Origin of the sequence: Sporosarcina sp. ACRSL (assembly GCF_022346605.1) — a bacterium.
GTDB lineage: Bacteria > Bacillota > Bacilli > Bacillales_A > Planococcaceae > Sporosarcina.
Genome location: NZ_JAKRNT010000008.1, coordinates 211,784 through 224,420 on the forward strand (window position 1 = coordinate 211,784; position 12,637 = coordinate 224,420).

Consider the following 12,637-nt stretch of genomic DNA (forward strand, 5'->3'; position numbering starts at 1 on the left):
ACAGCCGAATTGGCTGTTTTTTCTTCTGGAGAATTAGTGTCCTCCACCTGGAACGTGAATGAACGTCGCATAATAGCTGAACCCTACCATGAAAATCATAAGGTAAGCTCCAAACATGTACATATACATACGCTCTGTAAGTTTCAAATATCCAAGCAACAAGAAGAAAATAGTGCTCGCGATCATGAGAACAGAAGCTGTCATCATATCGCCTACGAAAAACATTACCGCGAAAATGCCAGTCCAAAAACCGCATAGCTTGAACATGTTATCCATAAGTGCGTCCCTCCTTAACGTAAAACAGTAGAAAGATCTCCTATTCATTATAGTGGATTGCAACTTGAAAAGTAAACTCCTATCAAGTCGACATTGTGACAAATGCATGTATAGGAATGATTTTGAATCGTTCAAAATTTGATTTTGAGCCGAAAAGGCCAATCAAAAATCAAATTTGACGTGAAAAGCGCACTTAAAATTTGAATTCACATGGAGCTATTCCTTTTTCAATATGTTCAACGTATACTCATTTTAAGGTGAAAAGCGGTCTTTCATCATCTTGATTCAGCTGGGTTCCAAGCTCCTGCCGAATCAAGATGAAGCCTCCGGCGGATGTCAGGGATTTTGAAAGGAGTTAATTGGGCAGCTTGTGCCTTAATTTCTGCAAAAAACGCAGAAATACGGCAAATCGAACCCTTCGTTGTTCGATTCCCAATTCAAAATCCCGACGCAATTACGCCGAGTCGTAATTGATTAAAGAGGGGTGTTCAATGGAAAAGCGTGACAATCTCATCGAGACTAAGAGCTTTGATCTTTTGGAACGGGCGATAGCCAGTGAGTCTACAGACATCCATCTCGTTCCTGCGCAAGACCATTACGACGTTTATTTCAAAAAGAACTCAAAATTAGAACGGAGCGGCACATTTCCCCCACAGTTGGCCGCCCGCATGATCTCCTTTTTCAAATTCCTTTCCTCGTTAGATATTAGTGATCGACGAAAACCCCAAAGCGGTTCATTTCACAAAAAAATGCAAAACGAAAATTATTCGTTCCGTGTATCTACCATTCCCTCTATTCAAATGAAAGAAAGTGTAGTCATCCGTATTCAAAGGCATGATCAAATTGTCTCTCTAGATAAGCTCTGTATCGACCAGCAATGGGAAGAGAAACTAAGGCGCGCTGCTGAGGAACGGCAAGGGCTCATCCTACTTACCGGACCGACTGGCAGTGGGAAAACAACTACAATTTATTCATTAACTGCTCATTGCGTCAACCAATTGGAAAGACATGTGATTTCACTCGAGGATCCAGTTGAAAATAATCATTCACATCTTCTTCAAATTCAAGTGAATGAAAGATCTGGAATGACGTATGCAGCCGGTTTGAAAGCGATTTTGAGACATTCTCCAGATGTAATCATGATTGGTGAAATAAGAGACTCCGAGACTGCTAGAATTGCTGTCGCAGCTGCTTTGACGGGTCATTTAGTGCTGTCTACGGTCCACTCCAAAGATCCCGAGGGATGTTTTTATCGAATGATGGATTTTGGAATCACCCCGGAGGAATTGCGGCAAACTGTCGTTTGTATAGCAGCCCAACGGCTTATCCAGAAAAAAGATGGCAGCATGGGGGCGGTATTTGAAATTGTTCAAGGCGAATTACTAGATTCAATTGCAGCCGGAATCATTTCTGGCAACCGAGTGACTATCCCGGAAGAGATGAAAATAGATGCAGTCGCGAAAAAATATAGTATGGAAAATGAGCCGTCCAATGATGAAAGTTAGAAATCCGTTAATCAGACGCTCTGTCCAAGCCGTCGAAAACCGTCCTGCATTTTTAGGCAGACTTTCTGTGCTCTTACAGGAAGGCTACACATTCCATGACGGATTGGTTCTGCTATTACCCTATCATTCTAAGCATTTCAGTGACCTCCTAGAGCGGGTTGAAAAAGATTTGAAGGCGGGTCTTGGGGTGACGGATATTCTTATGAATCTTGGATTTCCTTCCCATACTCTTTTACCAGTTTTCGTTGCGGAAGTGGATGGAAGGCTGGCAGAGGCATTAAAAGGAATCGCGGATAGAATGCGGCAATCGGAAGAGAGAAGGAAAAAGTTACGAAATCTCCTGCTTTACCCAATCACACTTTTCTTTTTCCTGACAATCTTTCTATTCGTTTTCAGAACCTACTTCATTCCTAATTTGCAAGCGATGACGTTAGCGAGGAAGGGTGCGGAAAACGGTTTTAGTTCTCTTCTCCCACTCCTTGTGTCTAGAATTCCTGATGCAATGATCGGTTGCAGTATATTTCTCGTATGTATCGTAGGGAGCGGACTACTCATTTATCGGAGATTGTCAACGACAAGAAAAATCCGTTTTCTCATGTCGCTTCCTATTGCAAGATCCTTATTCTCTAAATGGATGACACGGGAGTTTGCCGGCGAACTCGGCAGTCTCCTTCAGTCGGGGCTATCTATGCAAGATGCCCTTGAAGTGTTGGAGAAACAAAAAATCAATCCTGTTTTGAGTGAAATTGCAATGTCGGTTAAAGGTCATGTCATATATGGGGAAAATTTCGATTCGGCAATCAGATTGACGCACGGTTTACGGGATGAACTAAGCGCATATGCAAAGCACGGTTCTGATTCCGGATATTTGGCGAAGGAGCTGCTGCTGTTCAGTGAAAATTTGCATGAGTTAATTGAGGAGGATATGGGAAAGTGTCTAGCGCTGCTCCAACCTGTTTTGTTCACCATTTTGGCGTTCTGTATTTTAGCTGCCTATTTGGCGTTACTTCTCCCAGTTTATAGTATGTTTGATAATTTGTAAGGAAGGGGAATCAGCTTGAAAATCGTTAAAGAAGAAAGTGGTTTTACGCTCATAGAAATGATGATTGTTTTACTCATCATTTCCGTTCTAGTTTTAATTGCCATACCGAATGTAACAAAGCATTCGAAGTCAATTGACGATAAAGGATGCAAAGCGTACGTGAAAATGGTAGAAGGACAAGTTACCGCATATAAGATGGAAAAACATGAGTATCCGAGCCTTCAGGAATTGATAGATCACGACTATTTGCCAGATGGAGCACAATGTCCAGACGGAACAGAAATCTTGATTGCAGAAGACGGTAAAGTGACGGCACCTAACTTGAAGAATCCTTCACCAGAAAATGATGGCAAATAAAGAAAACGGCTTTACGTTTCTTGAGATGCTGTTAGTGTTAAGTGTCGTTGCCGTTCTGACTGCTGTCATCTTGCCAATTGGCGATCGATTCATAACAAAACAAAGCGAAGAGGAAGCGCTGTACACATTCATCGCGACAATTCATCATGCACAAGCATATGCCCTGGCACACGAAACGTATACGGCAGTCAGATTTCGCAATTCGGGGAAGTCTTACAGCATGTTTGCTCCGAGTACAGAAACCTATTCCACAATCGATTTTCCTGATACCATGTACTGGGTGAGTGGCAACCATAGGATCAGTGCGGTCGAGTTTCATCCGAATGGACATATTGTCAATCCGGGTACAATCATCTTACGGACATCAACCGGTGATAAACGATTGACGTTGCAATTGCAGCATGGGAGGGTACTTGTCTATGATTGATGAAAAAGGATATTCATGGCCGGAATCGATTTTATCCCTCGTTATTATTACAGTCATTTTCGGAACGTTGCTGCCACTTTATTCACATTTGGCAACTCGTCTAGAATTGAAGAGGCTAGGTATGCATGCAGCAGAATCCGCCTATCATGGAGCGATCCTCCATAACGCATACGGATTGATGGCAGGGACAAATCGCGTAGAGATGGTCGATTACAATTGGGCTATCGAGACTGGAGTGATCTGTGTGACGTATCGTTACATAGAAAAGGATTTTGAAAAATGCATAGAGTACTAAAATCTCCCAATGAATTGGGCTACTCCCTGCTGGAAGCTTTGTTTCATCTGTTGCTTATGGGGATTTTCCTTCATTTTGTCATTCTGATATTCTATTGGAAACTACCAATTGAACGTCAGTTGGAAGACTACTATGCAACTGAATGGGAACTGTTTGCAATTGAATTACAGGCATTGTTAGCAGACGTGGAAGATTTCCATGTACTAATGGGGGACAGGGCAATTTCATTCACAAATGACAGAGGGAAAGTTGAAATCGGTCAAAATAATTTTGTCATACGCAAACTTGTCAATACAAAAGGATATATCCCGCTATATACCAATGTTTCCACAGTAATATTCAAACATGAGGGGCATGAGTTGAAGGTGTTCGTGACGATGCTTGACGGAACGAAGCGGGAAAGGAGATTTGCGATTGGAATTCGCGAAGAATGAGAAAGGTGCCCTATTAGCAGCTTCGTTAGTTTTACTTTTTATCGTCAGCCTCTTTCTTTTTACTGTCGTTTCATGGCATAGTAATCTATATAGAACATTCGATTCTTTTGAAAGTTATTACAAGAATGAAACGACAAAGTTGATGAGGCAAGGCGGTATAGATAATGAAGAAAGTTTACTTGATCGGTTTTATGGGGAGCGGTAAAAGTGCTATCGGCAAACGGTTAGGGACGTTGCTAAATTTGCCGTTTTACGATATGGATACCGAAATATCCAATCGGACAGGCATGACGATCCCACAAATTTTCGAAACTTATGGAGAAGAAGGATTCAGGGACATGGAAACGGAATTTCTGCGAGACTTTCAAGATGAATTCTGTATCATTGCAACTGGCGGAGGTGTTGCCATGAGAGAGGAAAACAGGAAAATCATGAGAAGAACGGGGCTTGTCTTTTATTTGAATTCGACATTCCGTGATATATGGCGAAGAATTTCCACTGACGTCAACAGGCCGATCGTCCAACGATCCTCTAGACATGAGTTGGAAAGTCTTTTCCGCAAAAGAAAGCCGCTTTATTTGCAAAGTGCGCATTTCAAAGTCGAGACGACGAACAGGTCATTGAATGAAATTACACAGTATATCGCTTCCCAAATTATTAGATTGAGAAATGAATGATAGATATTTGAAAAACAACTAAAACACGAACATTTTTAAATTTATTTTAATAATCGTTCGTGAATATAATAATACTTGAAAAAGGATTGCGCTTGCAAAAATGAAATGTTAAGATATAAGCGAAAGGGCAGTTATTTGTCCGAATTTTAATCATTTTATTTTTAATTGCATATGGCGGATGATTGTATGAGGAGAGCACGCATTAGGCGTCGCCGAAGGAGCAAGTAACAAAAGTTATGAATCTCTCAGGCAAAAAGACTCATACATGACGCGTCTCTGGAGAGTGTCGATATTCTCGACCACCAAAGAGGAAAGCCGCAAGGTAAACTTTCAGGTACACGGACAGAGGTTCTCTTTTTTCTAGGGGACCACTGTCTTTTTTTATCCCGCATTAACTGGCTGTAAGACACCCCTTACAAACTAATAAGTATGTGGTAGAACACAGCCAGTAAATGCCCGATTGGTTCGGGCCTGCAGGATGCAGGTCACAAAGGCGTTGCAACAGGACGTTGCGAACTTAGCCTTTGTTCTGCTAATCAGTGGAAAATACCCACTGATTGAAGTTTCACTTTATCATTCATTTCAAGGGGGATATGGCATTGACAGAAACTTTGAAACGCACAGCATTGTTCGATAGTTATCAACAGTACGGCGGGAAGACAATTGATTTCGGAGGATGGGAGTTGCCAGTTCAGTTTTCAAGCATTAAAGCTGAACATGAAGCTGTCCGGACGAAGGCGGGCTTATTTGACGTTTCGCATATGGGCGAAGTGTTTGTTTCAGGCGATGATGCACTTGCCTTTCTACAAGGAATCGTTACAAATGACGTCTCCAAATTGAAGGACGGCCAAGCCCAGTACACCGCAATGTGTTACGAAAATGGCGGTACTGTAGATGATTTGCTCATTTATAAAAGGAAAGAAAATGATTATTTGCTCGTCGTAAACGCGTCAAACATTGATAAAGATGTTGAGTGGATGAAGCAGCATGCTACCGGAGATGTCGTCATCGATGATCGTTCCGATGAATTCGGTCTGCTAGCATTACAAGGACCGAAAGCGCAGGAAGTATTGCAAAAATTGACTTCTGAACCATTGGATGAAATCAAGTTCTTCCGTTTCAATGAAGATGTTGATATTGCCGGCCATCAAGTTCTTGTGTCCCGGACAGGTTATACGGGTGAAGATGGTTTCGAGATTTACGGATCTCCTGAATCTATTGTTGCCCTATGGCCAGCCATTTTGGAAGCGGGAGAAGAGGAAGGTGTAGTGCCAGCAGGTTTAGGTGCGCGCGATACTCTTCGCTTTGAAGCGGGATTACCGCTGTACGGCCAAGAATTATCGAAAGATATATCACCGCTTGAAGCAGGCTTGGCATTCGTCGTGAAATTGAACAAAGAAGCTGACTTCATAGGCAAGGATGTCCTTGCTGCTCAAAAGGAGAATGGCGTTTCGAGAAAGCTTGTCGGTCTTGAAATGATTGATAAAGGGATTCCTCGGACAGGCTATAAAGTTTTCATCGGTGAAGAGGAGATTGGGGAAGTAACTACCGGAACTCAATCGCCTACATTGAAAAAGAATATTGGATTCGCTCTGCTTGTTTCTGAACATACAGCCGAAGGAACGGAAGTCGAAGTTGAAATCCGCGGCAAACGTCTAAAAGCAGTATTGGTTGCTACACCTTTCTATAAAAGATAATTGAAGAGGAGACATGTTGACATGAAGCATCGTTATATTCCTATGACGGATTCCGATCGTCAAGAAATGCTATCGGCAATCGGAATTGCATCTGTAGATGAACTTTTTGAGGACATTCCGGAAAAAGTCCGATTTAAAGGTGAATTGAATATTAAGAAAGCGAAGTCGGAATCGGCATTGACGAAGGAACTTGCACAGCTTGCGGCGAAAAACGCGAATGCGCGTACGTATGCATCCTTCTTAGGAGCTGGCGTGTATGATCACTATAAACCGATCATCGTCGATCATGTCATTTCGCGTTCCGAATTCTATACAGCCTATACACCGTACCAACCAGAAATTTCGCAAGGAGAATTGCAAGCGATTTTCGAATTCCAAACAATGATTTGTGAATTGACTGGTATGGACATCGCCAACTCATCCATGTATGACGGCGGGACTGCCCTTGCCGAAGCTGGCACGATGGCTGCAGGTCATACACGACGAAAAAAACTGCTAGTTTCTGAGACAGTTCATCCTGAATCTCGCGATGTTGTAGCGGCTTATGCAGCAGGTCAATCCATTGAGATCGTGACGATTCCACAAAAGGATGGCGTTACTGATATGGCAGCGCTTGAGGAATTAATTGATGACAACACAGCAGCTGTACTCGTTCAATATCCAAACTTCTTTGGTCAAATTGAAGATTTGAAGAAAATTAGCGAAGTTGCACATGACAAAGGCGGTTTATTTGTAGTTTCTGCCAATCCACTTGCTCTAGGCGTATTGACACCTCCAGGAAAATTAGGGGCTGATATTACTGTCGGCGATGCCCAACCATTTGGGATTTCCGAGCAATTTGGCGGACCGCATTGCGGATATTTTGCATCAACGAAAAAACTGATGCGAAAAATGCCTGGCAGATTAGTCGGTGAAACAACTGATAATGAAGGACGACGTGGATATGTTTTGACGCTTCAAGCACGTGAGCAGCATATCCGTCGTGATAAAGCGACATCTAATATTTGTTCAAACCAAGCGTTGAACGCTCTTGCTGCTTCTGTTGCAATGACCGCGCTCGGTAAAGTAGGCGTCAAAGAGATCGCCTATCAAAATATCGCAAAAACCACTTATGCGAAAAGCGCTTTTGAAAAAGCGGGCTTCGAAGTGAAATATAACGGAGCGCATTTCAACGAAATCGTCGTCAATTGCAATCAATCTGTAAAAGAATTGAATGCAAAGCTTCTCGACAAAGGAATTATTGGTGGATATGACCTTGGATTAACATATCCTGAGCTTGAAAATCATGTTTTGCTTGCAGTTACCGAGCAACGTACGAAAGAAGAAATCGATGCATTAGTGCAGGAAATGGAGGCCCTTCATGCATAAAGATAACCAACCGCTTATTTTTGAATTGACGAAGGAAGGTCGGATTGGCTATAGCCTGCCGGAGCTCGATGTGCCGGAAATCGAACTTTCCAACCACTTGCCAAGTGGATTCATTCGCGAAGAAGAAGCCGAACTTCCAGAAGTTTCTGAGCTTGACATCATGCGTCATTATACAGCGTTATCGAATCGGAACCACGGTGTCGATACAGGATTTTACCCACTCGGCTCGTGTACGATGAAATACAATCCGAAGATCAACGAAGCTGTTGCTCGTTTCCCGGGGTTTGCACACATTCACCCGTTACAAGATGAATCGACAGTTCAAGGTGCAATGGAAATGATGTACGATTTGCAAGAGCATCTTTCGGAAATTACAGGTATGGATGAAGTCACACTTCAACCAGCGGCTGGTGCACATGGAGAGTGGACTGCTCTAATGATGATCCGTGCATTCCATGAAGCGAACGGGGAATCGCACCGTACGAAAGTTCTCGTACCGGATTCTGCGCATGGGACGAACCCGGCTTCCGCTACAGTTGCAGGCTTTGACACAGTGACAGTAAAATCAAACGAATTCGGACTTGTCGATATCGAAGACCTTAAATCCAAGGTTGGTCCGGATACAGCTGCTCTCATGCTGACAAACCCGAATACGCTCGGACTTTTTGAGGAGGATATCCTTGAAATGGCTGAAATCGTGCACGGTGTAGGCGGAAAATTGTATTATGACGGTGCTAACCTGAATGCTGTCATGTCTAAAGCACGCCCTGGCGATATGGGCTTCGACGCGGTTCATTTAAACTTGCATAAAACGTTTACTGGCCCTCACGGCGGTGGCGGCCCAGGATCTGGTCCTGTCGGCGTTACAAAAGAATTGGCACCATACTTGCCAAAACCAGTACTCGTGAAAGAAGATGACCGTTATACTTTCGAATATGACCGTCCGCAATCTATCGGCCGCGTCAAGCCGTTCTATGGCAACTTCGGCATCTATTTACGCGCGTACACATATATCCGTTCAATGGGTCCTGACGGCTTGAAAGCTGTTACGGAGAATGCTGTTCTGAATGCGAACTATATGATGCGCAGACTAGAGCCTTATTTCGACCTGCCGTATACTCAACATTGTAAGCACGAATTTGTATTATCCGGACGCCGCCAAAAGAAATTGGGCGTACGAACATTGGATATGGCGAAACGCCTGCTTGACTTCGGTTTCCATCCGCCTACAATTTACTTCCCGTTAAACGTTGAAGAGGGAATGATGATTGAGCCGACAGAAACAGAATCGAAAGAGACTTTGGATTCCTTCATTGATGCAATGATCCAAATTGCGAAGGAAGTGGAAGAGAACCCAGAAATCGTACAGGAAGCGCCTCACACGACGGTGATCAACCGCCTTGATGAGACGAAAGCTGCTCGTCAACCAGTATTGAGATATACAAAAGAAGAAGAGCCTGTAAATGTTTAATAGTCAATAAAGAAAGGAGAGGCCCTTTTATCGGGTCTCTCCTTTGTTTTATTTACTTTTCACTTTGCCTGTCCAAGTACGGAAGCCGCCTTGGAGTTGGTAAAGTTGGGTATAATCACGTTTTTTCAAAAATAGAGCCGCGCGAGAGCTCTTGCCTCCATTTTGGTCGTATAAATAAACTGGCTTATCGGGACGGATTTCTTTATAACGCTGGCGGAACTGTGAATATGGAATGTTGCGTGCACCTAAAATATGGCCTGATTCGAATTCTTTCGGTTCACGCACATCAATTAACTGTGCTTTTCTATAACCTTCAATAAATTGCTCTTGTGTTAAGTTTGTAACTGCTTTTTTGACTCGGAACATCGTAATGACGAAATACAAAATGATGGCGAGTACTACTGCACCTAAAATGATATAATCCACAACTGCTTTTCCCCTTTCTATCTATAGTTCCATTATAAAGAATGTGTAGCGCTTGTTCAATGGGAATGATAAAATGATATGCATTGCACGTAAGGAGGTTGTTGATTTGGGAAAAACAATTTGGAATTTTCTTAATTCAGGAAAATGCTCTCCTTCATTCAATATGGCGCTTGATGAAGCACTGTTAGAATGGCATAGTCGGGGGGAAATTGGACCTGTACTGCGATTTTATGAATGGGAGCCTGCAACGTTATCAATCGGTTATTTCCAACGGGTTGAAAAGGAAATCGATTTGGAAGCTGTCAAGAAGCATAATCTCGGTTTTGTACGCCGTCCAACCGGCGGTAGAGGTGTCCTGCATGAACATGAACTTACATATAGCGTTATCGTTACAGAACAGTACCCGGCAATGCCGGAAACAGTTACAGAAGCGTACCGGGTGATTTCTGGGGGACTCTTGGAAGGTTTCCGCAACCTCGGTCTACAAGCCGAATTTTCAGTACCGCAGTCGAAGGAACAGAATGATATTTTGAAAAGGCCGAAAAGTGCTGTTTGTTTCGATGCACCGAGCTGGTATGAATTAGTCGTAGAAGGAAAAAAGGTGGCAGGAAGTGCTCAAACGAGACAAAAAGGTGTCATTTTACAGCATGGAGCAATCCTCTTAAGTTTGGATGAGGAGAAATTGGTCTCTTTATTCAAGTTCGATTCTGAAGAAAGCAGGAAGCGGATGCTTGAAAGCTTACCAAAGAAAGCGGTCGCCATTGATAGATTAACGGATCGTCCGATATCCATGGAAGAATGCGTAGCGGCTTTTGCTGGAGGCTTTGAAACCGCATTGGATATTGTTCTGCAACCGATGGAACTTACGGAAGAACAGTTGCTTTTTGTGAAAGAGATCGAAGAGAAGAAATATGCGAATAAAGACTGGACATTTAGAAAGTGATTATGAATCTTTCGTACTATTTTTTAGCGTGAATCGTCATAGTGAAGCCGTTTGGATGAAAATGTAAAATCGTATGATGTTGATTGATGTTTCAATATGTAGTAGATTAGGTAATGTACATAATACAACATGTTGTGTTTGATGAAATTAAATAAAGAGGGAGGATGCAAGGATGGTCATTGTTTCAAAAGGGCAGACACCAATGTTGGACAAGCAGCAATTGAATGCGGATATTGCCGAATTTCCGCAAGTTCACCCGATAACGGAAGATATGAAAATCGTTCATAGTGGGGTGTCCCGTCTAGTTATGATCGATCGTTATTCATTTAAGGATACTGAAAAGAAGACACTGAAAGTTGGGGATTTCGTCGTCCTTACGGTCAAGGAGGATCCAAAATTCCCTGCTCGCGGATTAGGATTCATTACGTCTCTTGATAGGAAGAATGGAAAAGCGGATGTTTGGATTGAACCAGAATACCGTTCTTCGATCGATAATCCCGTTGAACAGGAAAATGGGATCGTCACAAGGCCTCTTGAAGTGATTGAGAAACCGCTTGAAGTGTTTTATGAGCAGATTGCTAAAAGGAATGCGACTGGCCTCTCCCTCGTTGAAGAGACGGAAGAGAAGCGCAAGGAGTCTTTCGACCGGTTCTATGATCAGTTATCCAAGTTGAACTTTATCCCGGCGGGCCGAGTCCTTTATGGTGCGGGTTCAGAAACAGAAGTGACATTTTTTAATTGTTACGTAATGCCATTTGTCCCGGATTCGAGAGAAGGGATTTCCGATCATCGAAAACAAGTGATGGAAATCATGAGCCGTGGGGGCGGTGTTGGAACAAACGGTTCGACATTACGTCCACGCAACACGCTTGCACGGGGTGTGAATGGAAAATCTTCTGGTTCGGTATCCTGGTTGGATGATATCGCGAAACTGACACATCTTGTTGAACAAGGTGGTTCGAGACGCGGGGCCCAGATGATTATGCTAGCAGACTGGCATCCTGACATTTGCGAGTTCATCATTTCGAAAATGCAGAATCCACGGATTCTACGATATCTTCTAGAACATACAGAAGATGAAATGATCAAGAAGCTAGCAAATGAAAAACTGAAATTCAAACCGCTCACTGCCCAAGAGGAAGCAATGTACCAAGGCATCCTCAACTACCGGGCAATTCCGGGCATGGGTGGTTTCAACGAAGCCATCTTAAGAGACGCAGAGACAAAACTTCGTGACGGAGGAACGTATTCCGTACATAATCCGGAGTTCCTGACTGGTGCGAACATTTCCGTTACTTTGACAGATGATTTCATGAAAGCCGTCGAACAGGACGCGGATTATGAGCTCCGTTTCCCTGCAGTTGAAAATTACTCCCCAGAAGAAATGGCTGCCTATAATGAGGAATGGCATAAGGTTGGAGACGTGCGTGAATGGGAGCGTCTTGGATATGAGGTCCGTGTCTACCGGACAATCAAAGCGCGCGCACTTTGGGATCTGATTAACATATGTGCAACCTATTCCGCTGAACCGGGCATTTTCTTTATCGATAATGCAAACAACGAAACGAACGCTAAAGCTTACGGACAGCAAGTCGTAGCGACAAACCCGTGTGGTGGACTTCGCCTCACGTTAAAAATTGCGGGATGAAGCGGGGAAGCTGTGAACGCCAATCCGAACCGAAGGCTGGAGGTAAAACTTCAGTCAGGGGCAACGCATAC

14 protein-coding genes, 1 pseudogene and 1 riboswitch are annotated in these 12,637 nt (G+C 43.3%); of the genes and pseudogenes, 13 read left to right on the top strand and 2 right to left on the bottom strand.

The genetic code is table 11. The annotated features are described in order from the left end of the window. Positions 1-33: 33 nt before the first annotated feature. Positions 34-276 (bottom strand): DUF2626 family protein, encoded by a 243-nt coding sequence (locus MHZ92_RS13510; RefSeq protein ID WP_239432239.1) that lies wholly within the window; start codon positions 274-276, stop codon positions 34-36. A 491-nt stretch (positions 277-767) separates the two neighbouring features. On the opposite strand from MHZ92_RS13510, the gene comGA reads away from it, so the two are divergent. From comGA to gcvPB, 11 genes are all read left to right on the top strand, one after another. Beyond that, positions 768-1,781, top strand: coding sequence for a competence type IV pilus ATPase ComGA (gene comGA / locus MHZ92_RS13515; protein ID WP_239432240.1), 1,014 nt, complete (start codon positions 768-770; stop codon positions 1,779-1,781). Then, positions 1,768-2,823: a competence type IV pilus assembly protein ComGB gene (comGB, locus tag MHZ92_RS13520; protein ID WP_239432241.1), complete on the top strand. Its 1,056-nt coding sequence runs from the start codon at positions 1,768-1,770 to the stop codon at positions 2,821-2,823. The genes comGA and comGB overlap by 14 nt, the downstream gene beginning before the upstream one ends. Before the next feature lie 15 nt (positions 2,824-2,838). Next, complete coding sequence (gene comGC / locus MHZ92_RS13525) at positions 2,839-3,180, top strand: competence type IV pilus major pilin ComGC (RefSeq protein WP_239432242.1); 342 nt, start codon at positions 2,839-2,841, stop codon at positions 3,178-3,180. Next, a complete protein-coding gene (locus MHZ92_RS13530) occupies positions 3,170-3,607 on the top strand; it encodes a prepilin-type N-terminal cleavage/methylation domain-containing protein (protein ID WP_239432243.1) in 438 nt (145 codons plus the stop codon). Before comGC ends, MHZ92_RS13530 begins: the two co-directional genes overlap by 11 nt. Continuing rightward, positions 3,600-3,902, top strand: coding sequence for a hypothetical protein (locus tag MHZ92_RS13535; RefSeq protein WP_239432244.1), 303 nt, complete (start codon positions 3,600-3,602; stop codon positions 3,900-3,902). Before MHZ92_RS13530 ends, MHZ92_RS13535 begins: the two co-directional genes overlap by 8 nt. Next, on the top strand, positions 3,887-4,336 hold the full coding sequence (locus MHZ92_RS13540) for a ComGF family competence protein (protein ID WP_239432245.1): 450 nt from the start codon (positions 3,887-3,889) through the stop codon (positions 4,334-4,336). Before MHZ92_RS13535 ends, MHZ92_RS13540 begins: the two co-directional genes overlap by 16 nt. Further along, entirely contained in the window at positions 4,317-4,541 is a 225-nt protein-coding gene (locus MHZ92_RS13545; RefSeq protein WP_239432246.1) for a hypothetical protein, read from the top strand. The genes MHZ92_RS13540 and MHZ92_RS13545 overlap by 20 nt, the downstream gene beginning before the upstream one ends. Continuing rightward, positions 4,501-5,013: a shikimate kinase gene (locus tag MHZ92_RS13550; protein WP_239432247.1), complete on the top strand. Its 513-nt coding sequence runs from the start codon at positions 4,501-4,503 to the stop codon at positions 5,011-5,013. Before MHZ92_RS13545 ends, MHZ92_RS13550 begins: the two co-directional genes overlap by 41 nt. Before the next feature lie 178 nt (positions 5,014-5,191). Beyond that, a riboswitch (glycine riboswitch) is annotated at positions 5,192-5,284 on the top strand. Positions 5,285-5,612: 328 nt separating this feature from the next. Continuing rightward, positions 5,613-6,710, top strand: a complete 1,098-nt coding sequence (gene gcvT / locus MHZ92_RS13555; protein WP_441347711.1) for a glycine cleavage system aminomethyltransferase GcvT — start codon at positions 5,613-5,615, stop codon at positions 6,708-6,710. 21 nt (positions 6,711-6,731) lie between these two features. Further along, entirely contained in the window at positions 6,732-8,078 is a 1,347-nt protein-coding gene (gene gcvPA / locus MHZ92_RS13560) for an aminomethyl-transferring glycine dehydrogenase subunit GcvPA (RefSeq protein WP_239432249.1), read from the top strand. After that, positions 8,071-9,549 carry an aminomethyl-transferring glycine dehydrogenase subunit GcvPB gene (gene gcvPB / locus MHZ92_RS13565; RefSeq protein WP_239432250.1) on the top strand — a complete coding sequence of 493 codons (1,479 nt, stop codon included), beginning with the start codon at positions 8,071-8,073 and terminating at the stop codon, positions 9,547-9,549. Before gcvPA ends, gcvPB begins: the two co-directional genes overlap by 8 nt. 48 nt (positions 9,550-9,597) lie before the next feature. Here the strand turns inward: gcvPB and MHZ92_RS13570 are convergent, their stop codons facing one another. After that, positions 9,598-9,915 (bottom strand): rhodanese-like domain-containing protein, encoded by a 318-nt coding sequence (locus tag MHZ92_RS13570; RefSeq protein WP_255723545.1) that lies wholly within the window; start codon positions 9,913-9,915, stop codon positions 9,598-9,600. A gap of 133 nt (positions 9,916-10,048) precedes the next feature. Here MHZ92_RS13570 and MHZ92_RS13575 point away from each other — a divergent pair, with 133 nt between their 5' ends. Both MHZ92_RS13575 and MHZ92_RS13580 read left to right on the top strand, forming a co-directional pair. Beyond that, positions 10,049-10,918 (top strand): lipoate--protein ligase family protein, encoded by an 870-nt coding sequence (locus MHZ92_RS13575; protein WP_304649613.1) that lies wholly within the window; start codon positions 10,049-10,051, stop codon positions 10,916-10,918. A gap of 172 nt (positions 10,919-11,090) precedes the next feature. After that, positions 11,091-12,533 (top strand): annotated as a pseudogene (locus MHZ92_RS13580) (vitamin B12-dependent ribonucleotide reductase); the annotation flags it as partial. Positions 12,534-12,637: the final 104 nt, after the last annotated feature.

Coding starts and splice junctions, on each gene's coding strand:
- gcvPA (WP_239432249.1), top strand. CDS start 6,732: ATGAAGCATCGTTATATTCCTATGACGGATTCCGATCGTCAAGAAATG.
- MHZ92_RS13570 (WP_255723545.1), bottom strand. CDS start 9,915: ATGTTCCGAGTCAAAAAAGCAGTTACAAACTTAACACAAGAGCAATTT.
- MHZ92_RS13535 (WP_239432244.1), top strand. CDS start 3,600: ATGATTGATGAAAAAGGATATTCATGGCCGGAATCGATTTTATCCCTC.
- MHZ92_RS13510 (WP_239432239.1), bottom strand. CDS start 276: ATGGATAACATGTTCAAGCTATGCGGTTTTTGGACTGGCATTTTCGCG.
- MHZ92_RS13540 (WP_239432245.1), top strand. CDS start 3,887: ATGCATAGAGTACTAAAATCTCCCAATGAATTGGGCTACTCCCTGCTG.
- comGA (WP_239432240.1), top strand. CDS start 768: ATGGAAAAGCGTGACAATCTCATCGAGACTAAGAGCTTTGATCTTTTG.
- MHZ92_RS13530 (WP_239432243.1), top strand. CDS start 3,170: ATGGCAAATAAAGAAAACGGCTTTACGTTTCTTGAGATGCTGTTAGTG.
- comGB (WP_239432241.1), top strand. CDS start 1,768: ATGATGAAAGTTAGAAATCCGTTAATCAGACGCTCTGTCCAAGCCGTC.
- MHZ92_RS13550 (WP_239432247.1), top strand. CDS start 4,501: ATGAAGAAAGTTTACTTGATCGGTTTTATGGGGAGCGGTAAAAGTGCT.
- MHZ92_RS13575 (WP_304649613.1), top strand. CDS start 10,049: ATGATATGCATTGCACGTAAGGAGGTTGTTGATTTGGGAAAAACAATT.
- gcvPB (WP_239432250.1), top strand. CDS start 8,071: ATGCATAAAGATAACCAACCGCTTATTTTTGAATTGACGAAGGAAGGT.